The sequence below is a fragment of the Gulbenkiania mobilis genome, assembly GCA_004346645.1.
Lineage (GTDB): Bacteria > Pseudomonadota > Gammaproteobacteria > Burkholderiales > Chromobacteriaceae > Gulbenkiania > Gulbenkiania mobilis.
On the sequence record SMDA01000002.1, the window covers coordinates 265,509 to 290,123 of the forward strand.

The 24,615-nt window shown below is 64.4% G+C and carries 18 protein-coding genes; 3 read left to right on the forward strand and 15 right to left on the reverse strand.

Translation table 11 applies throughout. The features are described 5' to 3' along the window. Positions 1-10: 10 nt before the first annotated feature. Entirely contained in the window at positions 11-1,123 is a 1,113-nt protein-coding gene (locus EV669_RS04045; RefSeq protein WP_165922698.1) for an acyltransferase family protein, read from the forward strand. Positions 1,124-1,223: 100 nt separating this feature from the next. Here the strand turns inward: EV669_RS04045 and EV669_RS04050 are convergent, their stop codons facing one another. The 9 genes from EV669_RS04050 to EV669_RS04090 all read right to left on the reverse strand — a co-directional run bounded on the left by EV669_RS04050 (position 1,224) and on the right by EV669_RS04090 (position 13,266). Next, positions 1,224-2,063, reverse strand: coding sequence for a DUF4214 domain-containing protein (locus EV669_RS04050; protein ID WP_165922699.1), 840 nt, complete (start codon positions 2,061-2,063; stop codon positions 1,224-1,226). Between the two features lie 264 nt (positions 2,064-2,327). After that, positions 2,328-3,767 (reverse strand): ATP-grasp domain-containing protein, encoded by a 1,440-nt coding sequence (locus tag EV669_RS04055; protein ID WP_165922700.1) that lies wholly within the window; start codon positions 3,765-3,767, stop codon positions 2,328-2,330. Positions 3,768-3,965: 198 nt separating this feature from the next. Next, complete coding sequence (locus EV669_RS04060; protein WP_132097952.1) at positions 3,966-4,958, reverse strand: GNAT family N-acetyltransferase; 993 nt, start codon at positions 4,956-4,958, stop codon at positions 3,966-3,968. A gap of 228 nt (positions 4,959-5,186) precedes the next feature. Next, on the reverse strand, positions 5,187-5,435 hold the full coding sequence (locus EV669_RS04065) for a hypothetical protein (RefSeq protein ID WP_132097953.1): 249 nt from the start codon (positions 5,433-5,435) through the stop codon (positions 5,187-5,189). A gap of 56 nt (positions 5,436-5,491) precedes the next feature. Next, positions 5,492-5,677: a hypothetical protein gene (locus tag EV669_RS04070; RefSeq protein WP_132097954.1), complete on the reverse strand. Its 186-nt coding sequence runs from the start codon at positions 5,675-5,677 to the stop codon at positions 5,492-5,494. 157 nt (positions 5,678-5,834) lie between these two features. After that, entirely contained in the window at positions 5,835-8,504 is a 2,670-nt protein-coding gene (locus EV669_RS04075) for a DUF4214 domain-containing protein (protein WP_132097955.1), read from the reverse strand. A gap of 206 nt (positions 8,505-8,710) precedes the next feature. Then, positions 8,711-9,991, reverse strand: coding sequence for a porin family protein (locus tag EV669_RS04080; protein WP_132097956.1), 1,281 nt, complete (start codon positions 9,989-9,991; stop codon positions 8,711-8,713). Further along, on the reverse strand, positions 9,982-11,796 hold the full coding sequence (locus EV669_RS04085) for a CHASE2 domain-containing protein (RefSeq protein WP_132097957.1): 1,815 nt from the start codon (positions 11,794-11,796) through the stop codon (positions 9,982-9,984). Before EV669_RS04085 ends, EV669_RS04080 begins: the two co-directional genes overlap by 10 nt. 180 nt (positions 11,797-11,976) lie before the next feature. Further along, entirely contained in the window at positions 11,977-13,266 is a 1,290-nt protein-coding gene (locus EV669_RS04090) for a FecR family protein (protein ID WP_165922701.1), read from the reverse strand. A gap of 172 nt (positions 13,267-13,438) precedes the next feature. Between EV669_RS04090 and EV669_RS04095 the strand changes: the two genes are divergently transcribed. Then, positions 13,439-14,149 (forward strand): Crp/Fnr family transcriptional regulator, encoded by a 711-nt coding sequence (locus EV669_RS04095; RefSeq protein ID WP_132097959.1) that lies wholly within the window; start codon positions 13,439-13,441, stop codon positions 14,147-14,149. Positions 14,150-14,334: 185 nt separating this feature from the next. Here the strand turns inward: EV669_RS04095 and EV669_RS04100 are convergent, their stop codons facing one another. The 6 genes from EV669_RS04100 to EV669_RS04125 are packed head-to-tail and all read right to left on the reverse strand — an operon-like array spanning position 14,335 to position 22,571. Further along, complete coding sequence (locus tag EV669_RS04100; protein ID WP_165922702.1) at positions 14,335-16,665, reverse strand: glycosyltransferase family 4 protein; 2,331 nt, start codon at positions 16,663-16,665, stop codon at positions 14,335-14,337. Positions 16,666-16,675: 10 nt separating this feature from the next. Then, positions 16,676-17,701: a glycosyltransferase family 4 protein gene (locus EV669_RS04105; protein ID WP_132097961.1), complete on the reverse strand. Its 1,026-nt coding sequence runs from the start codon at positions 17,699-17,701 to the stop codon at positions 16,676-16,678. Then, positions 17,698-19,119 carry a class I SAM-dependent methyltransferase gene (locus EV669_RS04110; protein WP_165922703.1) on the reverse strand — a complete coding sequence of 474 codons (1,422 nt, stop codon included), beginning with the start codon at positions 19,117-19,119 and terminating at the stop codon, positions 17,698-17,700. The genes EV669_RS04105 and EV669_RS04110 overlap by 4 nt, the downstream gene beginning before the upstream one ends. Before the next feature lie 20 nt (positions 19,120-19,139). Beyond that, entirely contained in the window at positions 19,140-20,378 is a 1,239-nt protein-coding gene (locus tag EV669_RS04115) for an ABC transporter ATP-binding protein (RefSeq protein WP_132097963.1), read from the reverse strand. Beyond that, a complete protein-coding gene (locus EV669_RS04120; RefSeq protein WP_054286097.1) occupies positions 20,378-21,175 on the reverse strand; it encodes an ABC transporter permease in 798 nt (265 codons plus the stop codon). The genes EV669_RS04115 and EV669_RS04120 overlap by 1 nt, the downstream gene beginning before the upstream one ends. Continuing rightward, on the reverse strand, positions 21,162-22,571 hold the full coding sequence (locus EV669_RS04125) for a mannose-1-phosphate guanylyltransferase/mannose-6-phosphate isomerase (RefSeq protein WP_132097964.1): 1,410 nt from the start codon (positions 22,569-22,571) through the stop codon (positions 21,162-21,164). Before EV669_RS04125 ends, EV669_RS04120 begins: the two co-directional genes overlap by 14 nt. A gap of 284 nt (positions 22,572-22,855) precedes the next feature. Here EV669_RS04125 and EV669_RS04130 point away from each other — a divergent pair, with 284 nt between their 5' ends. Beyond that, entirely contained in the window at positions 22,856-24,610 is a 1,755-nt protein-coding gene (locus tag EV669_RS04130; RefSeq protein WP_132097965.1) for a type I secretion system permease/ATPase, read from the forward strand. Positions 24,611-24,615 lie beyond the last annotated feature (5 nt).

Here is a 24,615-nt window from a genome sequence, read left to right on the forward strand (position 1 = left end):
TGGGTTCCGTATGCAGTCTGCAAACCTTCCACACCAGCCCCGCCTGGATCAGATCCGCTTCCTGGCAGCCGGGCTGGTGTTTGTGTTCCACGTTTTCCACTTCTATTACCTGCACTGGCAGCCCGCCAGCGATCGGCCCTGGCTTGGGCTGATCAGTGAAGGCCACACCGGCGTCGGACTGTTTTTCACCCTTTCGGGCTTCCTGTTCATGCTGATCGCACTGCACAACCCGGCGATCGACTACCGACAGTTCGTGCGTAACCGCTTCCTGCGGATCTTCCCGCTGTTCCTCACGGTGTTCGTGCTGTCCATCTCCATCGGGCGTGACACCTTTCGCGCGTCGGACATCCTGTACGTTTTCTTTTCCAACCTGGGGCAGGCGCCCACCTCCAACAGCTTCATCACCGGGGCGGCGTGGACCATTTCGCTGGAATTCACCTTCTATCTCGTATTCCCCTTCTTGGGCCGGTTTGCCTTGGAGCGGGGGCCGGGCTACCTGGCACGGCTGCTGTTGCTGATGCTGCTTTTCAAGCTGGGCGCCTACGGTATCAGCGAACGCAGCACCCACATGTTCTACTCCACGCTGGTCGGCCGTTTCGACCAGTTCCTCATTGGCATGCTGGCGGCCCTGCTGTACCAGCGCCACCGCGAATGGCTAGGCCGGCATGGCCACCTGTTGCTGGGCATCGCGGTGTGCCTGGTCGTGCTCAACAGCGGCCTGCAGGCACGCTATGCCAGCTACTTCCTGCCACAACCGAAGCAGCTTTTCTGGGTGACCTGGTCCATGCAGGAGGCGGCAGGCTGGGCATTCTTCATCATCGCCTGGACTTCGGCCAACCTGCGCCTGCCCGCCTGGCTGGAGCGGCTGCTGCAGCGTGGCGGGGAGATCAGCTTCTCCTTCTACCTGCTGCATGGCCTGGTCATCTATCTGGCCTACCAGACGCTGGGGCCGCTGGTACTGACCGGCCGGGTGCTGGTGGATGGTACGGTCACAGCCATAGTGCTCTATGGCGTGACCTGGCTGGTGGCCAGCCTGAGCTATGAAACCATCGAACGGCCTTTTCTCGGCCTACGCAAGCGCTATGGCCGCAGCAGCGAGCCCTCGCCTGCCACAGTGCGCTGAACCGGAGCAGCCCAGGCCGCAAGAAGCCAGCGCCCCATGAATACAGCCCCGACTGCCTGAGGCGGACGGGGCTGTGCTTTTCGAACTGCAAGCGGTCTGGTCAGCTGATCCAGAAGCCATCGTAGGCAGGCAGCTTGGCGTACAGACTGTCGAAGTGGGCCCCCATCTCCTGCAAGCCCTGCTGGTATTCCTGATAGGTCAAGGGGCCCGCGTATTTCAGGGCCACACTGTCTTCCGACAGATACTCGAAAGCCTTCTGGGCCACGTCCATGCTGACCTTCCAGTCATGGTAGACCGGGTTGGCAAAATCCACCTTCATCGTGCCATCTTGGTTGATGGTCAGCGTCATCAGGCCCTTGATGGTTTCCTGGTTGCCGGACACCACGATGTACTTCTGCAGCAGGTCGTCCAGGCTTTGCGGACTGGTCAGGTGCAGCCCCTTCTCCCACTTGATGGCGGCCTCCCCGAGCGTGACATACAGCCCGTACGCCGGGTCCACCTTGGGCGTGAGCATGTCCTGGTACTGCTTGACCAGACTGCTCAGCTGGCTGGCGTCATAGCTGGCCAGATGCTGGTTGACGTGGGTATTGATCAGCGTGGCATCCTGATTCGTGGCGCCATCTGCCACGTTCAACATGATGCTACCCAGCGTCATCTTGCCGCTTTGCAGCTGGCCCAGGTAATACTTAAGGCCGCCGTCGTCCGCATGCCGTCCGAAGAGCTGCTGGTAGATCTTGTCGATGCGTGTGGCATTGTCCAGCCCGCCATACAGCTGCTGGGCCTCGGCGGAGTTGGCAAAGGCATCGATCATGCCGCTCAGGTTGCCCTTTTCCTGGTCCAGTCGGGCGCTCCAGTACGCCAGCCCGCCGATATCGGACGGGCGGCCGTAATAGGCCAGGTAGGCCTTTTCGATCACTGCATAGTATTGTTCTGCGCTCATCGCACGCATCCTTCCGTAGTCATGAACAATCAAAGTATTTCATGATCATGGCATTAAACCAGGGCGCCGCTCAAGTTTAGGGCGCACTGCCCGTGCCACGGAGAGGGGGGCCTGGTACGCCATAAGGCACCGGCGGCACGACTGTGCTGCCTAGTGCTTCTGGCCGGAATAGCAGTCTTTCCTGCACACAAGGCGCATGTAGGCCGAGCATCGTACCGGAGGACAAGCTAGCGTCTTCCCCTCCGCTCTGGCACCAAGGCAAGGTTAGCCTGCAGTGGAGTCCGCTTCGCGCACGGCGGCCACAAGGGCCTGGCTGTAAGCATTGCGCGCCGTCTGCAAGGCCGCTACCTGGGCCTGCAGACGGGCCAGCTCCTGATCCACGAACTGGATGCTGGCCACCTGCGCACGCGCTTCGGCGGGAAGGGCCTCCACGTCATAGGTGTGGTTGTCGATGGTGACGGTTGTCACGGCGGCCTCCGGAGAAAAGGGAACGGGGACAACAAGATTGGGCTGCTGCAGGGCGGCCACCTGCTGGGCCGCGCGGGCCGCCCAGGCTTCGGCCTTGGGAAGGATCTGTCCGCGCAGGGCCTCCATCTTCGCCTTGAGCAGCACCGGGTCGTACAACACCGGCCGCCAGGTACGGTCGAAGTCCAGCAGATGCAGGATGGCGTCCAGGTAGCGCCCGGCATTGAGCAGCCGGGTAACGTGGCTGGAGAAATGCTCCACCTCCCAGCAGGCCACGGCAACGGGCGGCGTGTCGGCGTCCGCAGGTGGCACCGGCGTCAGCCCCAGGAACACCCGTAGGGCAGATACGAAATCCTGCCCAAACCAACGGCCATACGGCACCCACTTGTTGGGGCGCGGATCGGCCTCGAACAGCAGGTAGCGGCCGCTGCTTTCCTCCTGCATCAGGGCGACGTTGGCAAAGCCGTGCAGGCCGGTGGTCTGGCCCAGCTGCACAAGGATGGCCCCGATCTCAGGCGGATTGGGGAAATAGCGCCGCTTGCTGGAAGGTCCGTGGTTGTCTTCCAGTATCTCCGCGCAAACGTACTGCAGCAGGTGCCCCTCTTTGAAGAGCGCCTCCACATCCACATGGCGGCCGGCAACAAAACGCTGCGCCAGCAGGGGTTGGCCGAAGCCATGGCTGGCCGCAAAGGCCCGACAGGCGCCCTCGTCGCGTATCACCCACACGCCCTGCCCGCCATTGGAATAATTCTCCTTGAATACCAAGGGCAGTCCCAGCGTAACAGCCGCCGCCAGCGCCTCGTCAGCATTCTCCACCCGGCAGGCAGGCGGACAGGGGATGGCATGTGCCCGGCAGTGTTCGGCCAACCCCAGCTTGTTGAGGATGGGAAGCGCCTCGGGCCGGTGCAGCGGCAGCAGTGGCCACAGCGGCATCAGCCGCCGGCGGTAGATAGCCCACAGAATCGGGTCGTCCCCGATCACGATGGTACGGTAAGTACCCCCTGCCACCAGCGTCTCCAGCGTCTCCAGCAGGCTTTCCAGTGTGAGGCCGGCATCCAGCCAGCGGTCGTAAAAGCCATTACGGATGGCCCAGTTGCCCGCCGGACACAGCACATCCACCCGGCAACCCGCCTCACGGAAGAGCCAGGGCAGCTCGGTCAGCGTGCTCCAGTCGTGCGTAACCAGCAGAACCCGCGGCATGACGGTCTGCTGGTCAGGGGGCAGGGGAAGCGTAGGCATCAGGCACTCCATGTTCTTGCATCAGGGGTGGCCAGCCCGGGCGACAGCGAGGGGTAGCGCCTGTGCGACCGCGCCGCCCTCTTGGAGAGTTCCATCCACATGCGCCGCGCTATCCGGCCAGGCGGACAATGAAGTCGCGGTCTATCAGCGCGTCCAGCGCCTCGCGGACCTCCGGCTGCAGGAAGACGAACGCGGCCTTCAGCTCGCCACTGCTCTGCGCCCAATCATCCTTGTAGCGATACGTGCCAGAGCCGAAACAGCACACCCCCGGTCTGCGAAGGTCTGTTCAATGAGCCGGTAAAGCAGGATCTTTCCGGGAGAATAACGGGCGTAGGCTGGGTCGTAGTGCGTCAGGTAAAAAAAGCGTCGCCCTTTGTGCCAGAAGCTCAGGCCGCTGGCGATGATGGCACCGTTGAAGCGCAGCGTCGATACCTGGGCCGTTCCGCATGTGGCGAGCGCCCGGACCAGCCCGACGACGAGCGTCTTCCACTCCGGCTGGGCACGATAGGCAAACTGCGCCCCGAAGCGTTCGACAGTAGCCGTGCACAGCCTTTGCACAATCTCCACGGCCTCAGGGCCAGGCTCGCACAGGGTAAAGTGCAGGGTCCCCTCCCTATTCAGACGCCTTTCACCATAACGCGCATCGGGAATAGTGGCGCCGGGCCGGCTGCTGCAGTAGAGCGCATAGTCCAGCCCCCGGGTCTCGATCTCGCGCAGGTTGTCCGGGTAACGGAAGGTTTTCAGCGTGCCGCTGCCGCGCAAGTCTTCATTCAGGGCATTGTAAAGCGGCGAAGTTTCGTGCAGCGGCCAGAAGCAGACGAGATCAGCCCCGGCTGCGGGCAGGGCCGTGTTGAACAAGGCCTGCATCGCGGGGCGAAGACAGCGTGGAGCGATGGGTGGCTCGATATACGAGCCCAGGCTTGCGCCCATGGGCTGCACAGCCCGATAGGCGTGGGTTGCTGTGTGCAGGTTGACCCGCTCCCAGGCAAACACAGCCACCAGCTTTCGGGTGTCCGGATCCCGTATCGTCACCACGAACCAACCCTTGGGCTGGATGGCGCGGGTGTACTGCCACACGAAATCCCTGCTGGCGAAGAAGCCGGTGGATTGCGGCACGACGGCACTCAACGCCTGCCACGCTGCCTGCAGCGCCTGCAACGCCGGGTCGGACTGGATGATCTCGGTCAGCATGGGCGGGCTACCCCGGCAGGACACGCCCCCATTTTCTCCAGGCCTTCCCCTCTGCCGACCTGGCCCGGGGCGGGAGGCCAGCGCACCCACACCCCCCGGCACGAAGGCCCAGCCCGCTTGTCCGGCCTGCTGTCAGAGGCCCACAGTACTGCGCTCACAACAGGCCATTCCGGGCTTTCCTGCCGGCACGGGCAGGACAGGGGTGCGCCCTTGGAAGAGGGAGACACATCACGCTGTCTGGGTCTTGCGCGGGGCGCGGGGTTTTTTGGGCGCCTGGGCAGGGGTATCGCCCCCGTTTACCGCATCGGCCAGCGCATGGCCGCAGGCGCTGCGGGCAGCCTGGGCAATGGCCCGCTGCTGCGGCAGGCGGGCAAGCTTGGCGCCCACCCTCAGGATGCTGCGGGCCTGCGCCTCTTCGGGCCGTTTGGCCGTGGTATAGCGGCTACCGTTTAGGGTGATGTATTCCGGCAGGGTCATGCTGTTTTGCTTTCAGCTACGGGGCAAGGCAAGGGCCAGACGGGATAGGCACTCGCCTAGGCCAGCACCCAGGCATCGCCCGCCAGCGGCTGCCACAGCGGCAGCCCGTCTGCCGCCGGGGCGACGGTGCCCACCAGCACCACCGCCACTGTCGAGGGGGCCAACGGTACAGGCACCGTCTCTTCGGCCAACGTAGAAGCCTCCAGCTGCGACAGCAGCTCGACAAGGTTGTGTTCGGACATCGGCATACAGCCACCTTGATGGAAAAGTAGGGGGGGTTTTTCGGAGGAAACTGGTTTACCAACGTCCTCGGAAAAAACCCCCGGCTCGGAAGAGCCGAGGGTTGAGGGTTTCACCGCAAGCCCCTACCCGAGGGCGGGGGCTTGTCTCCGGGGGAGATTAGCCGGCGAAGGTACCGTAAGCGGTGGTGAAGTCGTGCAGACCCGCAATCTTGATGGCCAGGTCACCGTTGTCCAGGTGGCCAGCCAAGGTTGCGCCATTGCTGTGCAGATCCTGAACCAGGTAAGTGTCGCCATTGAACTGGAATTGCTTGATAGCGCCGTCGACCGTGGAGTTCGCACCCGAAGCCTGAATTGCCTTGATGAAGGCAGCCTCCAGCGACAGACCCGTCACGTCGACCTTAGCAGCGGCAGTCAAGGCGTTGGCAGCAGTGCCGTCGAATTTATGGGTACCAAAGGTCAGGGTATCGACCACCGAGTTCTTCAGCGCAGTCGCCGTTTCCTTAACCGTATCGAAGCCGACCACGGTATCCAGCTTGCCGTAGGTGGAGTTCACGGTGATGTCATCCGCGCCGGCGCCCAGTTTGATGGTTTCGGCCACAGCAGCGTTGCCAACAAACTTCAGGCCACCGTAGATGTCGCCAGCCTTGTTGGCGCCCGCGTCAACGGTGTAAGCACCGCCAAGGCCGGAAGCGTCGATAGTCGCCAGCTTACCGCCGCCGGTCACATCGGCAGTGCCGGCGCCGGAGATGGTCAGCGAGGTGGTTTGCGCGGCATCAGTAGCAACAAACGTCAGCGCAGCCTTGTTGTCGCCGGTCACCTTGCCGGTGGCATCAAAGTCTTGCGAGGCGGTCAGGGTCACGGTCGCGGCCTTGAAGTCACCCTTCAGGGTGGTGGTAGCCACTTGGTCCGCGTCACTGAAGTTCTTGGCCGGGGCCACGTTCAGGGCAACCGAAGCGCCGGCGGCGGTGATGGTGCCATCACCGGTGGCCTTGATGGTCAGCGCGTCGCCGTAGACGGTCTTGGTCGGGTCAGCATCATTAACATAGCCCTTGGAAGCGGCAGCCAGGTCGGCAGCGGTCACCAGCGATTGGGCAGCGGCAACTTCAGTCACCTTATCGCCAGCGTTGCCGGCGAAGCTCAGGGTCGAGAACTGGGCCAGCTTGGAAGCATCAACGTCCGCCTTGGTAGCACCAGTGAAGGCGATGCCTTCAACGTTCGACACGGCCGACGAAATCAGCGCATAGTCTTCCGCCACCAGCGCCTTGCCTGCCAGCTTCAGGGTGTCGGTGCCGGCGCCGCCGTCAATCTTGTCGGTCAGGGCCAGGCCACGGGTGCCGAGGTCAATCACATCGTTGCCGTCGCCAGCGTTAACGGTGAACACACCGGTGCTGGTCGCAGTAACGGTCACGGTGTCGTCACCGGCGCCAGCGGTCACGGTGGTCGCGCCATCGCCGGAGGTGTTGACGGTGATTTTGTCGGTGCCCGCGCCAGCGTCCACCACCGCGTTCACGGCGGTGGCCTTATCGGTGACGGTTTTGATGGTCACGGTGTCGTTACCCGCGCCGGTTTTCAGCGAAGCGACAACACTACCCGCGTCAGAGATACCCAGGCTGCCAGCCGAAGCCGAAGCGTCGATAGCGGTCACCTTGGTCAGACCCGCAGCTTCAACAGTGGCAGCGCTGCTCAGCTTAAGATTCAGTGCAGTTGCAGTGCTGTTGTTCAGCGTCACGGTACCAGCAGTGGTAGCGTTATCAGCCTTGACCGAACCGGACACGTTCAGGGTCTTCAGGTCAGCACCAGTAACGGTAATGCTGGTAGCCTTGTTGCTGTTGTTCAGCGCGACATTGGCGGTGGCAATACCTGCATCGAAGGTGAGATCACCGGCATTACCAGCATCGTTCTGGAAACCGACGGTCTGAGTGGTCAGGCCAGTGATGGCCTTGTCCGAACCAACTTCCCAGATTTCCTTGGAGCCTTGGAACAGAGTGGCATCAACGTCGTTCTTCAGGTTGCCTGCGGCAGTAATGAACACACGCTCGATGTTCTTGATTTCGATGCCAGCAGCCAGTTCAGTGTTCGCACCATTAACGATAAGCTGCAGCGTGTCGTTACCATCCTTACCGTCCAGGATATCGCTGGTATTCAGGGTTGCGTCGGTACCTGCAACTACCTTGAATACGTCATTGCCAGCGGTACCATTCACTTGCTCACCAACAGCCGTAGTGAGCGTAAAGGTTTCGCCGGTCAGCGCGCCGTTCAGGCTGGAAACAGTCGAGGCAACGTTGCCGGTGGCAGCGGTCACCGAAGCGGTATCGGCGGTAACGGTAGCCAGGAAATCGCGGGCGATGCCAGCAGCGGCTTCGCCGTTGTAGGCAACGATGGACTGGGCGCTGTCGTCCACCGCGTCGGTGAAGGCCTTGGCTACGACCAGCTTGTTGGCTACGACAGTGGCGTCGGCGCCTTTGGCCCCAGCGATAACAGCCTGTGCCAGGCCAGCCAGCGTGATGCGGCCAGCTTGGATTTCCTGGGCGTACCAGGTCAGGCCACCGGTTTCAGCCGGGCGGCCCAGAATGTTCTGGTACACGTTGTTGATCTGAGCAGCCAGGCCCAGATCCCCATAGATGGCCTTGGCTTCATCAGAGTTGCCGAAGGCATTCACAACGGCGTCGATCTTGCCGCCGGCTTTTTCGATCTCGTTGGACCAGTATTGCAGGCCCAGCGGGTCGGCCGGACGGCCATAGTAAGCGATGTACAGTTTCTGTACGGCATCGTAGTAAGCAGCAGCGGCCATGTATGGCTCCTTCAATAAAACGGTTTGATTGATCAACCAATGCTGTGGGAATACCCCTTCAGCCCAGTGAATTATAGGCGGGGGTGCATAAAACCTACGTGACAGCTGTCACATGCTTATGCGTTTTTATTGCCAGGCCGATAGACCAAGCGCATGGCTGGGCCTGCCCGGTGTACTCCATCACTCCAGCGGCAGGCGCAGCAAACGGCAGGCCCGAAAAAAGGTGGGGGGAAGAATGCGCCCTAAAACCAGGCGTGCTGCCACTCCAGACGTACCTCGGTACGGCCAAGATCGTAGAGGTCCAGCGTGGAAGCCAGGCGGTAGCGGTTGAGGCTGAGCGCCCAGCGCTGGCGGTCCTGCGGCTGCCAGGCCAGGGAAAGGCTACTGCTGCGGGTGCGATCGGTGCGGTAGAAATTACCGAATTCGGTACGATTGAAAGGTGCCTGCTGGCGCTCGTATTCCGCCTGCACGCTGCCCGCCAGTGTCCAGGCCGGCAACAGGCGGTAGTCGGCCTCTAGCAGCAGATCGTACCGCTGGCGGTTGCCGCCGGGGCGGTCGTGGCGGGCGGTGTCCCGGGTATAGCCGGCCTCGCTGCGCACCTGCCAGCGCTGGGTAGCCCAGCCCAGGCCGGCCACGTAGCGCTGGCTGCTGCTATCGTAGGGCCTGCTTTCGGGGAACTGGCGGCCGGCAGCCTCCCAGCGTAGCCACTGCGAGAACGGGCCGGGTTGTCGGGTAAGCTGCACGCTGGAGAGCACGGTACGCTGTACGGCCATGCCGCCCAGTCGGCCTTCCACCCCATACAGCGCCGCCTGCACCTGCCACTGTGGGGCCAGCGGGTACAGGTAATCGGCGCCCGCCACCAGCCAGCCCTGGCGGTAGTCATTCTGCGTGGCCCAGCGACGCGCCCTCAGCCCTACGGCCAGCCCCAGCCGCCCCCCGGCCAGGGCCCGCTCGCTGCGTAGGTCCAGCGCCACTTCGGCAAAGGGGTCTGCCTGCGCCTGCAAGGCCGGGTCCACCTCCAGCGCAATGTCCGCCGGCAGGGTGACAATGCTGGAAGCCAACCCCTGGTTGGCATTGCTGTTGTAGCCCATGGCCAGGGTGGTGATTAGCTGCGGCTGCCACGGCGAGCGCAGAGCGCGAATGCGGGCGCGGTACGCGCGCACCACGCGGCTGACGCGGGCAGGCCGGGCAGATTCTGGCAGCGCCTCCAGCCGCTGAAAGAGCGCCTCGGCATCGTCGTACTCGCCCCGGTCAAAACAGGTGATGGCCATGTCCAGCAAGGCGCCGGCGTGCCCGGGGTTGAGTGCCACGGTGCGCTCGAACATCTCCAGCGCGCTGGCCAGGTCGCCCTGCTGGTAGGCCAGCACACCAATCCGGTAGCTGAGCTCCACATTGTAGGGGTCGGCCGCCAGTGCGTTTTCCAGGCGGGCCCGCTCGTCATCTGCCCCGGGTCCAGCCGCTACGGTCTGCGGCAGGAGGACACCCGTTAGTCCGGCCAGCAGGCACAGGGTTTTCAGCTGCATTGGCGGGCCCCCACCAGGCTGGCGCGCGAGCGACCACGCAATTCAAAGCACCCCAAAGGGTAGATGGCGCCGGTACGCAGGCGGCGACAGGTGTCTTCTCCCAGCAGCAGAGGCTGGTCCAGCACGCGCGTCAGCGACTCCAGCCGAGCGGCCACGTTGACGGTATCGCCCACGGCGCTGTAGGCGCGCCGCTGACTGGACCCGAGGTTGCCCACGGCTGCCTCCCCGCTGTTGACGCCGATTCCAAGGCGTATGGCAGGCAGGCCAACCTGACGCAGGGCGTGGTTGATGGCGGGCAGGTCGGCCAGCATGGTCTCGGCACAGGCCACGGCACGGTCGGCGTGGTCCGCCTGCGGCAGGGGGGCGCCCCAGAAGGCCATCAGCGCATCGCCGATGTACTTGTCCAGGGTACCCTCGTGGCGGTGCACCAGCCTGCCCAGGTGGCTCATCACAATGTTGAGCAGCTGGGCCACCTGTTCCGGTGCCAGTTGCTCGGCCAGTCGGGTGAAGCCGACGATATCGGCGAACAGCACGGTGATGTCGCAGCGACGGGCATCATCCAGGGTGCGTGGGTCGGCACCGGAGCGTACCAGCTCGTCCAGCACCCGACGCGGCAGATAGGCGCTGAACTGGCGGAACAGCAGGCGCTGGGCACGCTGCGCCTTGAGGCCTTGCCACGCGGACTGCAAAGGCCATTGCAGCAGCACGCAGAAAAGCGGCGGCAACAGGGGCAGGTCCAGCCCCTGCCGCCAGCACGTGGCATTAACCGCCACCCAGACAAGCCCGCCCGTCAGCGCAAGTGTCAGGCCCAGCCAAGGATGACGCTGTACCGCCAGCCATAGACAGCCCCATGCCAGCAGGAAGACGTACAGTCCCGTCAGCGCCACACCCCAGCCGGGACGCTGCATCCAGGTGCCGGACAGCATGGCCTGGGCCTGCACCGCATGTACCATGACCCCCGGTAGGCGGGATTTTCCGGGCACAGTGACTAGATCGCCCAGGCCGGCTGCGGACGAGCCTACTACGACCAAACTATTGTGCAGGGCAGGCAAGGGGAGGCGGGCATCCAGTACCGCAGCGGCAGGGATGACAGGTGGCCATTCCACCGGCCACGGCAGCCGTATGCTGCCATCAGCCTGCAGCGGCAGATGAATGCCGAGCACCGGGTTTTCCAGCCCACCTCCGGAGCCAGCCTTCCACACCGTGGCGTCGGGCAGCCGGGCAGCCGCACCCAGCAACGCCATGCTCAGGGCGGGGTAGCAGCGGTCGCGATAGCGCACCAGGGGCCATGCACGGCGCAGGTGCCCGTCGGCGTCGATAGCAGGGGTAATGTGTCCGGCACGCACGCCGGGGCCAAGGGTGGCTCCGGGGGCAATGACGCCCTGTGCCTGTGGGACCGGCAGCCCGGCAGGGCATGCCTGCCCGCCGGCCACCTGTCCAAGCGTGCGTGGGGCGTTACTTTGGGAGAGGTCGAAGGTCTGTGCCAACACCACCGGAGCGGTGCGGGCAAGATGGCCCAATGCGGCATCGGCAGCCGGGTTACCCGAGGCTTCCGGATAGAGGATATCCAGTGCCACCGCAGCGGCGCCCTGTTCTTCCAGCAACCGGCGCACCAGCGCAACCATGCGCTCCCTGGGCCAGGGCCAGTAGCCGTAACGGGACAGCGTGGTCTCGTCCAGGTCGACCACCGCAACCGGCAGGCCCGCCACCCGCTCACGGGGAAATACCTGCCAGCGGGTATCCTCCACTGCCGCGAGAAAGGGCGCGTTCCAGAGCGAAAAAGCGCCGGAAAGCAGCAGGTACATGGTTGCCAGCAGCAGAGCGGCACAGGGAAGAAACGGGTGGGTCTTTTTCAAAGCCGGCAGCCATTTTTAACTGCCGGCATTGTCGCATGTAATGACATCGGGCTCAAAGCGGCCACCTTGACCATCTTGAGCCCGAAAAAGAAAAGCCGGCTCTGTGAAACGGATTTTCAGCGCGTCGATTCAGGGGCTGCGTTTCCACTGCGTGGCCCCAACCACTTTGAGACCCCCCTCATTGATCGCGTGACTGAAGATGTATCCTGCCTGACGGCCATCGCCGGACAGCGCTCCGCGTACACGCATGTTGCCTTGATAATACTGGTTGGCATTGAGCCTGCCATCCTGGCTGACGCCACCACCGGTGGCCTTGAGGTCTACTGGACTGGACAGCGCCTCGGAAGTCACGGTGAGGGAGGTGTGGAACTCGCGCTTGCCGAAGTCCACTGTGAGGCGTGCATTGGATACCTCTGCGGCGGCCACGCGGCTCTCGCCCATGCGTACTTCCGCGTCGGCGGCGGCCAGCTTGAAATCGAAGCTGCCGCGCTCGGGCAGAGCCAGAGGCTGCCGGGTACGCACCAAAGTATAGCGCCCTGCCGGATCGTTATAGATCGGCTCGTAAGTGGCATCAGACCCGGCACCCGCCTGACCGGCCCAGCGCCCCCAGTCCAGTCTTGCCAGCGACTGTGGGACCGGACCGGGTGCGGGCGAAGAGGTGTCCGAAGGCAACAGGTCCTGCTTGCCAGCCATGACATCCACCAGTTGCAGGTCGCTCAACGGTAGCGGCATCGCCTTGGCGACATGGGCCGTTTCGGTCGGCTGACTGGCCTTTTCTTCCGGCAGAGGCGGCGCCACGCTTTCGGGGCTGAGGCTGTGGCTGGCATCGTGCAGGATCACGGGGCGGCCGTCCTGCAGCCGCAGGCGCAGGATCTGGTCGCTGATGCCCGCGTAGAGGTTGGCGACGGACTGACCGGCGCACGGTCCGGCGGCCTCTGCGCGGCAGGTGTCGGTGAAAGGAGAAACCGCCACGCCTCCTTGCTGGACGCTGACCCGGGTCTCGGAACGGTCGGTGTAGACGCTAAAGTCGGTGCCCCGAATGCCGATGGCAGCAACCGGAGTGTTGAGTCGGAAGTTGCCCTTGGCCGCCTGACCGCCCTTGCCGGTCACACTGCGCATGACTCCCTGCTCCAGCCGGAAGCGAATGCTGGAGCTGGCAGGCTGGGCAGCCTCATAGCGATACTGCTCGATGAACAGGCGGGAGGCAGGCCGTACACTCAGGAAACCCTGGTCCACGGTACGCACGTGCACATGCCCGTTGGAGCCCGTCTGCAGCAGGTCTCCGGCATACACCTTATCGCCGGTATGCAGGGGGCGGACCGTTTGCCCTTGTCTGACGGTGACGTCCCCCAAAGCAAACACGACTTCGCCTGCGTGATCGGCTGCGCAGGCCGCCCCGGCCAGCAAGCAGGAAAGCATTATCCATTTGCCTTGCATACCGTTTCCTTTAAACGCTTCCCATTTGGGAAAACGGAGTTATCTACACTTATCTACACTTAGATGGTGTAGGCAATACAGAATTCTAGTCGTGCTTTAGGACAAACGGGTGCCAGAACTTGACGGAAAATGTTACAGCCGTCACATTTCTCCCATGATCCAGGCCCATCTTCTCCATCAGATTTCCCTCTTTGCCCCCCTTTCTCCGGAAACCTTGGAGTGGCTGGGGCAGCACACTGCGCTGCACGAATATGGCAAGCAGGAGCAAGTCATCGGAAAGAACGAGCCCTCCACAGAGCTGCTGTTCCTGATAAAAGGCCGCCTTCTGGTGATGGATGTTGCCCAGGACGGCCAGGAGGTGGGACTGCATATCATCCAACCCGGAGATTACTTTGGAGAGCTATCGGCAATTGACGGCCTGCCTCGTGCAGCGTCAGTACGGGCCATGGAACCCTCAGTGGTGGGCAAGCTTTCGCGCGAATGCTTCCAGCAGCTGATGAGCATGGCGCCGTCGGTCACCCGGGCGATGCTGGACCGGTTTGCACTGGTGATCCGTGCCAACAACAAGCGGCGGGTGATCCTTTCCATCAACAATGTGCAGCGCCGGGTGGCAGCTTTGCTGCTGAGCTACTCCACGCCGGAAGCGGGCGGGCGCAAGGCGTTGGTGATCCGGCAGCTGCCAACCCAGCACGAGCTGGCGGCGATGGCCAACACCAGCCGGGAGTCGGTGTCGCGGGTACTGCGCAGCCTGATGGAGCAGGGGCTCATCGTGCGCGAGGGGCGGGCACTGGTAATCCCCGACCCTTCAGCAATGGACCGGCTGATCCAGAATGCGCAGCGCGGTGCGGAGGACAGTGGGAAATAGGCGCAGCAGGGGCTCATCGTGCGCGAGGGGCGGGCGCTGCTAATCCCCGACCCTTCAGCAATGGATCGGCTGATCCAGACTCCGGAACTGGCCGCCACCCAATAAGCGCCCTTCCCCATGAAAAACGCTCCCTTCCGGGAGCGTTTTTCATGGGCCTGCGCACCGCCTACTGCAGGGCCGGCTGGTCAGAGAAGCTGACGGGCGTAGGCATCGGCCACGGCGGGCCAGTCTACCGTTTCCTCGATGCGGCGGCGGGCTGCCTCCACCAGACGCTGGCGCTCGGCCAGCGGCAGACGGGCAGCAGCCATCAGGGCAGGTGCCAGGCGGTCGGGTTCGGCCAACAGCAAGTGCTCCGGGGCGGTCAGCACCGCGCCGCGGGCCCCGAAAGGCGTGCTGACGATCACCAGCCCGGCGGCGGCATAGTCAAGGATCTTGAGGTTGGTGCCGGAACCGCTCAGCATGGGGTTGAAGCCGATATCGGCAGTGGCCAGCCAGCGCTGTTTCTCGCGCTCGGACACCAGGCCCAGCGGGTGCACGTTGGCCGAAGCCGCCTGAAGGCAGGCGGCCTGGCAGACGCTACCCATGATGAGGAAGTCCAGGTCGGGGCACGTGTGCGCGACCGCGATCAGCGTTTCCAGTGCCTCCACGTTGGGCTGATGCAGGCTGCCCATGAACAGCACCAGCGTCCGACCCGCCAGGCCGAGACGCGCCTTGGCGGTCTCGCGTTCTTCTGGCGGGGTGAACGTCACCTCGGAGACATCCACCCCGTTGGGTATTACGCCGATGCGCGCGCGCGGTACGTCATACACCTCGGCCAGGCGGTCAGCGTCGGCCTCGCTGCAGGCAAACACCTGTGGCGCCTCGCGCGCGCAGGCGCCCTCCACGTCTGCCAGACCCTGCAACCAGGGCGTGTCCGGCGGGTACAGGGCTGCCTTGAGGTCGTATTCCATATTGTGCGATTCGTACACGATCGGCCCGGGCCATACCTTGCGCAGCGCCGCCCAAGCGTAAGGATGCGAGGCCACGACCACATCGGCCCCTTCACAAGCCTCCCGGAGGGCCCGCAGGTAATTGGGCGCCAACGCCGGAAACAGCGCGAGCGACAGGTCGCCGCTGGAGACGCCGAGCGCGCCTTCCAACGCCCGGTCTGCCTCCGCCAGCGACAGGGCCCGTGGCACCCGTACTTCGCTCAGGCCGGGCGCCAGAGCCAGGCGCCGGGCGGGCTGGCCGGGCTCGGTCAGGTTGACCATTACCACGTCGGCCTGACGCGCAAGGCCCTTGTAGAGGTGGTAGAGCCGCAGCTGCCCGCCGCTTTGCGGAGGATAAATGGTAAAGGTATTGGCCACCACCACCTTCTTGCGCCGTACGGGCGGCGTGAGCAGCGTCCGGGCGGTGGCGGCCCAGTCGATGTGGGCCACCGAGCCCGGCGCCGCTGCTCCCATCGCCAAGGTGCGGGTGCGATCTTCACACAGCCGGCGGATGGCTTCGGCCAACGTGTCTTCATCGGGCGCGACGATCTCGCCATTAAGCCCGGGCTGCACCAGTTCGTTTACCCCCCCTGCATCCGACACCGTCAGCACCGCCTTGCCGCTCTGCATCGCCTCCAGCGTGATGAGCCCGTAATCCTCGCGATCGGGGATGAAGGGCACAAACAGCGCCCGACGATATTCGTCCACCAGTTGCTCCTCGGTGATGCGCCCAAGGAAGCTGACGTGCGGATTGCCCTCGGCCAGGCGCTGCAGGCGCTGCGCCTCCGGTCCGCTACCGGCAATACGCAGCGGCACGTCCACGCCGGCCTTGAGATAGGCCCGCAAGAGCAGCTCCACCCGCTTTGGGCCATCGAGCCGGCTGGCGGTGAAGATCGCCTCGTAGGCACTGGCAGGCTGGGTGGCAAGACTGGTGGGATGGTGGAGCACCTCCACCTGCACGCCGGGCGGGAAGTGGTCGGCGCGGCCGGCCACGGTATGCGAAATGGCCATGTAACGGCGGATAGCACCGGGGGCGAGCGCGATGCGATCCAGCTGATGTACCACTGCGCGCAGCAGCGGCCCCGGCAGGTCAAAGCCGTGATCGTCCGGATGGGCCGTAAACCAGCTTTCCAGCGCCCCGAACAGGTCGGGCAGCAGGCTACGGTCGGGGTCGGGGCGGGTGATCAGACTGCGCAGCGCCTGAGGCAGCCGGGTATCGGCAGGCAGTGCCGTGGGCAGATGCGCCGGATAGGTGTCGTACAGCCCGCGCAGCTTGTGCTGTACATACACCACATGGTTGGGATGGCTGAGCATCCACGCCGGGTATTTGGTGGTGATGACCTGATCGAAGTGGCTGACGTCCAGTTCGGCAAAGCGCCGGTAGCTGGCCAGGATCTCGCGCGCGTTGCGCTCCGGACTGGGCAGCTTGATCAGCTCAGCCTCGATGCCCGGCTCGCGGTTGAAGGCGGACACCAGGCCCCACCACAGGTTTTCGGCGCCACCGATGACGAAGGGCACCGGGCTGGGCGCAACAATCGCAAGTTTCATCGCGCGCTCCTCAAGACAAGAGACGGGCGACAACCGGCCCCCAGCCGATGCCGAGGCTGTCGTAGCGGGCACGGCCGGCACGCCCCATGGCCGCGGTACGGCCGGCGTCGGCATGGAGCCGGTCCAGCGCTTCGGCCAACGCCTCGGGCTGCGGGTCGACGACGCATCCGGTTTCGCCGTCGAGCACGAACTCCAGCGGCCCGCCCGAATCGGTGCAGGTGACCACCGGCTTGGAGGACAGCATTGCCTCGAGGGTGATGTAGCCGTAGTCCTCATCGAACGGGCCGAAGAACACGGCCGTGGCATGGGCATAGAAGGCATGCTTCTCCGCCTCGCTGACGCGGCCGAGGAAGCGCACCCGGTGCCCCACGCCCAAGCGTTCGGCCAAGGCCTTGCAGGCAGACAGCTGCCCGCCTTCACCGGCCAGCAGGATGCCCAGCGGCGAACGCATGTGTCGGGCGGCCTCGATCAGCAGCGACTGGCGCTTGAGCGTCTCAAAACGGCTGGGGTAGAAGATGTACGGCTCGGCCGGTGCACAGTGGAAACGCTCCGCGCCGGCAGGGGGATGATAGAGCGGCTCGGCCTCCAGGCCGTTGAACTGACTGAGCCGCGCCGCCACCCGTTGCGAGTTGGCGAAGCGTTTCTTCACCGCACCGAGCGCCTGATTGTCAAACGCGGTGATGCGGGCACGCAGCGCAGCCAGCGTCGGATCGGCGCGCGCTTCATCGTAGAGTTCGTACACTGCCCGGTGCTGGTGCATCACCCATGCCACATGGTTGGGGTGGCGCAGGGCAAACTCCGGAAACTGCAGGCTGATCAAGGTGTCGATGTGCTGGCCGTTGGGGGCTGACAGGTCGGTGGCCGCGCAAAAGTCCATCAGCCGTTCGATGTCGGCCTCCGGCTGGAAGACGAAGGGCAGGCGCAGCAGTTCGGCCTCGTGCCCGTGGCGCCGCAGCGCCTCGACCAGGCCGAGGATGTGGTAGTCCGCACCGCCGTGCAGGAAGGGCGTGATGTTGGCCGCCACCAGCACCCTCATGCCGCATGCTCCGGCACATAGCCGATCAGCGCGTAGTCCTGCGGCCCGCACAGGTGGCCATTGACGCGCTCGGTCAGCGGATCATCGCCCGGGACCTTGGCCGATTCGGGATAGGGATTGTAGCGCTCGACCTCGACCCGTTCGAAGCCGTGATAGCGCGCGAGGAAGCTGACACTGGTGGGCGTGACGGGATTGCGATGGCTAAAGTCGTGATAGAAGGTATGGCTGCCCACCAGCACGTTCTCCGGATTGGGGGTCTCGAAAAGTATCATCCCGCCGGGCACCAGCACCCGCCGCGCCTCCTCGAACAGGCCGTAGAGCGTCTCGAAGGGCACGTGCTCGATGATGTGAAAGCCCGTCACCGCACCCAGGCTGGCATCAGGCAGGCGGCGCAGGCACGCCAGCGCGTCGCCCACCTCAGCCTCCAGCCCCTGTTCGCGGCAGGCGGCCACCATCACTGGGTTCATGTCCACGCCGCGCACGGTCCAGCCCTGCTCCTGGAGCAGAAGCAGCCATTCGCCGCGTCCGCAGCCAATGTCCAGTACCGGAGCCTGGAGACCGGCGGCGCGCAGCGCGGCAAAGCGCGGCAGGTAAACCGACTGCTTGGCCCGGATCTCCTCTAGCGAGCCGCGGTTGGCATCCTCGAAGGCCCGGTAATAGAGATCGATCTTGTCGTGGGCATGGCGCTGGGCCAGCTGCTGCACATCCGGCTCGGCGGCATTGTGGGCCAGGCGGTCGAGCAACGTGTCCAGCCGCTGGAACTGTCCGCGCTGCTCGGCACGCAACCGGGCGATCTCGTCCCGGGCCGCCGCCAGCGCCTGCCGGGTTTCCAGGTACTGCGCCTTCAGGTCGAACAGCACGGCCAACCGTGCTTCGGTACCGGCAAGGCGGGCTTCGGCCTGACGGCTGGCAGCGGCCTGACGGCGCATCAGGCTTCGCACCGCTGCAAGCCGCCGCCCCTGCCAGCGCTCCAGCGCACGCAGGACCCGGCCCATGCCCACGCGGATTCCACGTCGCTCCAGAAGACGTGCCAGACCGTACAGACCCATGGGCAGCGCCAGGCCGTCTACCTGCACCGCCCGGCGCCGCCCCTCCGCCGACAGCCGCAGCGCGGAAAGCACCGCCAGTTTGCCGCTGTGCCCGAGCACCGCACGGTAGTTGTCCAACCCGGCCGGATCGGCCTCGCGTCCCAGCAGCACCCGGTAGGCGTTGTGGAGGAAGGTGTCGCCCTCCTCCAGCAGCAGCAGATCGAGCGCGACGGTCTCGCCCTCCTCGACGGTGAGCGGATTGTCCTCACTGGCCAAGTGCGGCAGGGCCACGCTGGCCACGACAGGGCTGCTGGCCGCTTCGGGCTGACGCGCAGCTTCCTCGCGCACGCGGCGGATGATGTCGTCGAGGGAAGGCGTGGTTTGGGCCATGGGGACTCCTTCTTTCTGCATCATGAAGCCAGCGGCGCGGCCTGCAGGACGGATACCGTCACCGGCAGGCCGGCCACGCCGCTGAAGAGGGGGGAGGCGCCCTGGGCCACCTCGAAGGTGAGGGCCTGGTCCCACCAGTCGTAGTTGTCCTCGAGATGGTTGTAGGCGCGGTGCAGCGCCAGCGTGATGCTGAAGCTCGTCAGTCCCAGCGGGCAGCCGGGCAGGTCGAACACCACGTCGAAGACGGTGCCCGCTTCCAGCGGCAGGGGCTGTCCTAGGTGATAGGTGTTGGTGCCGAAGATCTCGTTGCCCAGACGGTCGCGCAGCAGGAAGCCCAGCGTTAGGTCGGGTAGCGGTGTGTCCACGCGGCAGCGCACCACGAGGCGTGCGTCCTCTCCGTGACGCAGGATGCGGGTGGACTGCCCATCCGCAGCAAGCAGGTCGGCCGAAACGATGCGCGCCTTGCCGCTGCCCGAACGGGTGGCACGGCTGTCCTGACTGATGTGCGCGGCATGGGCTTCGGCAGCGTCCTCGTCCAAGGCGATCAGCGCGTTGTAGTAGTCCAGCACCCGGTCGGGTGCATCGTCCATCACCACCGCGCCCTTTTCCAGCAGGATGGCGCGATGACAGAGCGACTTCACCGCCAGGGGGTCGTGCGACACGAACAGCAGTGTGACGCCTTGGCTCTTGAACTCGCGGATACGGCGGAAGCACTTGTGCTGGAAGTAGGCATCGCCCACCGCCAAGGCCTCGTCCACGATCAGGATGTCGGGCCGCACGGCGGTGGCCACGCTGAAGGCCAGTCGCACCTGCATGCCGCTGGAGTAGGTGCGCACCGGCTGATCGATGGCATCGCCGATTTCGGCAAAATCGGTGATTGCCGGCATCAGATCATCCACGGCCTCGCGGCCCAGCCCCATTAGCTGGCCTGCCATGTAGACATTCTGCCGGCCCGTGAACTCGCCATGAAAGCCCATGCCCAGTTCCAGCAGGGCCGCCACTCGACCCTCCAGGGCGATACGGCCTTCTGTGGGCGCGAGCGTGCCGGTCAGCATCTTCAGCAGTGTGCTCTTGCCGGCGCCGTTTCGGCCAACGATGCCGACGGTTTCACCGGCCTCGATGGCAAAGTCCAGATGGCGCAGCACCCAGCGCGCTTCATGGCGCGGCCGGGCGGGGTTCAGCCACTCCTTGAGCCGCGCCAGCGGCGAAGGGTAGCGCTTGAAGGCCTTGCCCAGGTTCTCTACAGCGATGCGGCCCATCAGATTTCATCCATCAGGTCGGCGTACAGGCGCCGGTACGCCACGGCCGCCAGCACGGTCAGCAGCAGCGCCCAGGCCACCGGATACCACAGGCTGCCCAGGCGCACCGTATCGCCGGTCACATGCAGCATCTGGCTGGTGTCCATCAGCGCATAGACCGGATTCCACGCCAGTAGCGCGCGCGCACGCTCCGGCAGGATGCTGGAGGGGTAGACGATGGGGGTGGCCCAGAACACCAGTTGCAAGGCCACGCCCGTCATCTGGCCAATATCGCGGAAGAAGACGTTGAGCACGGCCAGGAACAGGCCGGTGGCCGTGGCCAGCCACAGCAGCACCAGCAGCACCGTTGGGTAGGCCAGCGGAATCAGCACGTGATACTGGCCCAGCGCCAGCAAAAACAGGGTGAAGAGCCCGTAGATCACCGCAAAGTTGAAGAGCGCTACCCCCACCGTAACCAGAGGCAGGGTCAGCCGCGGAAAGCTCGCCTTCTTGATCAGGTTGGCGTGCTCGATGAAGGTGTTCTGCAGGCGCTGCACCACCTCGGCAAACAGCGTCCACTGCAAGAGACCGGCACACAGGTAGATGCTGTAGGCGTAATCCGACGGCACCCCGGGCAGTTTGGAGTGCATGATCTTGGAGAACACCAGCGTGTAGATGCCGATCATCACCAAAGGCGGGGCTACCAGCCAGAAAGTGCCCAGCAGCGAACCGCGGTAACGCAGGCGAATGTCGCGCAGGACGCTGCCGAGCACGAACCCGCGGTACTGCCACAGATGGCCAAGCTTACTGACGGCCATAGTTGTCCGCAAAACGCACGATGTCGTCCTCGCCGAGATACTCGCCGCTTTGCACCTCGATCATCACCAGCGGCAGCACGCCAGGGTTCTCCAGCCGGTGCTGGTGGCCGGCGGCGATGTAGGTGGACTCGTTCGGACGCAGCAGTGTTTCGGTCTCGCCGTTGACGATGCGGGCCATGCCGGACACCACGATCCAGTGCTCGCTGCGGTGGTGATGCATCTGTAGCGAGAGCGAGGCCCCCTGCTTGACCACGATGCGCTTGATCTTGTACTGCCGGCCTTCTTCCAGCACGGTGTACGTCCCCCACGGACGGTGCACCGTGGCGTGCAGCCTGTAGGCGTCGTGCTTGCGCGCCTTGAGCTCGGCGACCACGCTCTTGACCGCCTGCACCTTGTCCTTGCGTGCCACCAGCAGCGCATCGGGGGTGTCAACGATTACCAGATCTTCCACTCCTACAGCCGCCACCAGACGGTCCTCAGCCCGCACATAGCAGCCGTGACTGTCGACGTTAATCACCTCGCCCTCAAAGCGGTTGGCCGAAGCGTCCGGCTGGCCGAGCGCGGCCATGGCATCCCAGGCCCCGATGTCGCTCCAGCTGAAACGGGCCGGCACCACCGCCACGTTGGCCGCCTGCTCGAACAGCGCATAATCGATGGAAATATCCTCGCAGGCCTCGAAGTGGCACGCATCGATCTCAACAGCGCCCGAAAGCGCCTTGGCTTCGGGCGATGCCCGATGGCAGGCCTCGGCCTTCTCGAAAAGGGCCGGCTGCAGGGTGCGGAACGCTGAAAGGATGTGCCCGGCGGTGAAGCAGAACATGCCGCTGTTCCAGAAATAGCCACCCTCGGCCAGATAGCGGTCCGCCACCGCCTGCTCGGGCTTCTCGCGGAAAGCCTGCACGCGGTAGCCCTCCCCCAGCGCCTCGCCCTGCTGGATGTAGCCGTAGCCGGTATGCGCGTGCGTAGGCATCACGCCAAAGGTCACCAAGAAGCCGTTGCGCGCCAGCGCTTCTGCCTTGTTCACCGCCTCGCGGAAGGCTTCTTCCCCTTCGATCAGATGATCGGCCGGCAGTACCAGAAGGCAGGCATCGCTGCCCCAGGTGTCTTCGGCGGCCAGCGCGGCCAGCAGGATGGCCGGCGCGGTATTGCGACCGAAGGGCTCCAGCAGGTAGCGCGCATCCAGCTGCTGGGCAGCGAGGTCGTCACGGCTGCGGAAGTAGTATTCACGGTTGGTGACCACCATCAGCGTATCGGCCACCTTGCGCGCCCGCAGCGCCGTCTTCTGCAGCAGACTCTCCCCGTCGGGGAGCGTAATGAAGGGCTTGGGATGGCCTTCGCGCGACACGGGCCACAGGCGGGTACCGGCACCACCGGAAAGAATGACGGAAACGAGCATGAGGGTTCTGCCCTAGGCGGAAAAACAGGGGCCGATATTAGCATCAGCCTTCCTGCAGGGGCCATGCGCCGCAGCAAGCCCCCCTTTCAAGCAGGCTAGAAAAATGTGATATTCGTCACATTTAAACAACACTCATCGTCAGCACGGGCATCAAAAATGCCTACGTGGGCGGGGTAGTTCAACCCGCTGTGCTACGATGGCCTCCCCTAAATTCCGTGTAGTCGCAAGAGCCGTGTCTGTCGGAGAAGGCGGTTCTTCCGGCCCCATCAAAGGGACCTTCCCTGATGAAAAGTCTGTTGCAAAGCCGCTCGGAACTAGCAGAAACCCTGCAAATTTTCCGGCAAACCTTTTATCGTCTGGGCGCCTTCAGCGCCGTCATCAATGTCCTGATGCTGCTGCCCTCGTTGTACATGATGCAGGTCTACGACCGCGTACTGCACAGCCGCAATGCAACCACGCTCCTGATGCTGACGCTGCTGATCCTTGGACTGTATGGTCTGATGGCCCTTCTTGAGCTGGCGCGCTCCTCCACACTGATCCGTGTGGGCAACCGGCTGGACATGCTGCTGAACTTCCGCATCTTTACCGCCGCCTTCGAGCGCAACCTGCGACGCAGCGGGGGCAATGCCGCCCAGGCCCTGCACGATCTGACCAGCGTGCGCCAGTTCCTCACTGGCAACGGCCTGTTCGCCTTCTTCGATGCGCCCTGGGCACCGATCTACCTTGCGGTGTGCTTCATGTTCCACTGGGTACTGGGACTTTTCGTGCTGGCAGGGATCCTCCTTCTCGTCATCCTGACCTACGTCACGGAGAAACTCACCCGCCAGCCCTTGGCCGAAGCCAACCAGGCGGCCATTGCAGCCGGCAACTATGCCAACAACAACCTGCGCAATGCCGAGGTAATCGAGGCCATGGGCATGCTGCCGGCCCTGCGCGCCCGCTGGTTCCAATTCCAGGGCAAGGTGCTGTCCAAGCAGACCGAGGCCTCGGACAAGGCCGCGCGCATCAATGCGGTCACCAAGTTCGTGCGCCTTTCCATGCAGTCGCTGGTGCTGGGTGTGGGAGCGATGCTGGCGCTGGAAAATCAGATCACCCCGGGGATGATGATCGCCTGTTCCATCCTGATGGGCCGCGCCCTGCAGCCAGTGGAAATGGCCATCGGCACTTGGAAGCAGCTCATTAGTGCCCGCGCTGCCTATACCCGGTTGGAAGAACTCCTGAAAGATTTTCCAGAACGCGGCACCGGCATGAGCCTGCCACCACCGACGGGGGTCGTAACGGTCGAGAATGCGGTGGCGGTGCCCCCCGGCGCGCAGGCCCCCGTGCTCAAGGGACTGAGCTTTTCCTTCAACAATGGTGAAATCATCGGGGTGGTCGGTCCCAGCGCTTCGGGCAAATCCACGCTCGCGCGCCTGCTCGTGGGCATCTGGCCCACGCAGGCGGGCAAGATACGGCTGGATGGCGCCGACATCTTCCGCTGGAACAAGGACGAACTCGGCCCTTACATCGGCTACCTTCCGCAGGACATCGAGCTCTTCGAAGGCACGATTGCCGAGAACATCGCCCGCTTCGGGGAAGTGGATTCCGAAAAGGTGATCCAGGCGGCGCAGCGCGCCGGCGTGCACGAGATGATCCTGCGCTTTCCGCAGGGCTACGACACCCGCTTGGGTGACGGCGGCAACCTGCTGTCAGGCGGCCAGAAGCAGCGCATCGGTCTGGCGCGCGCCATGTACGGCGACCCCTCGCTGATCGTACTGGACGAACCCAACTCGAATCTGGATGACGTCGGGGAACAGGCCTTGGTGCGGGCCATCATCGATCTCAAGGCGCGAGGCAAGACCGTGGTCCTGATCACCCATCGCACCAGCATCATCAGTGCTGTGGACAAGCTGATGGTCCTGCGCGACGGGCTACTGCAGATGTATGGTCCGCGTGATCAGGTGCTGGCCGCACTGGCCCAAGCCAACCAGCAGGCAGCGCTGCAACAGCAGCAGGCCCAGCAGGCCCGCGCTGCAGCTTCTTCGACGGACGAGGCGTAACGGAA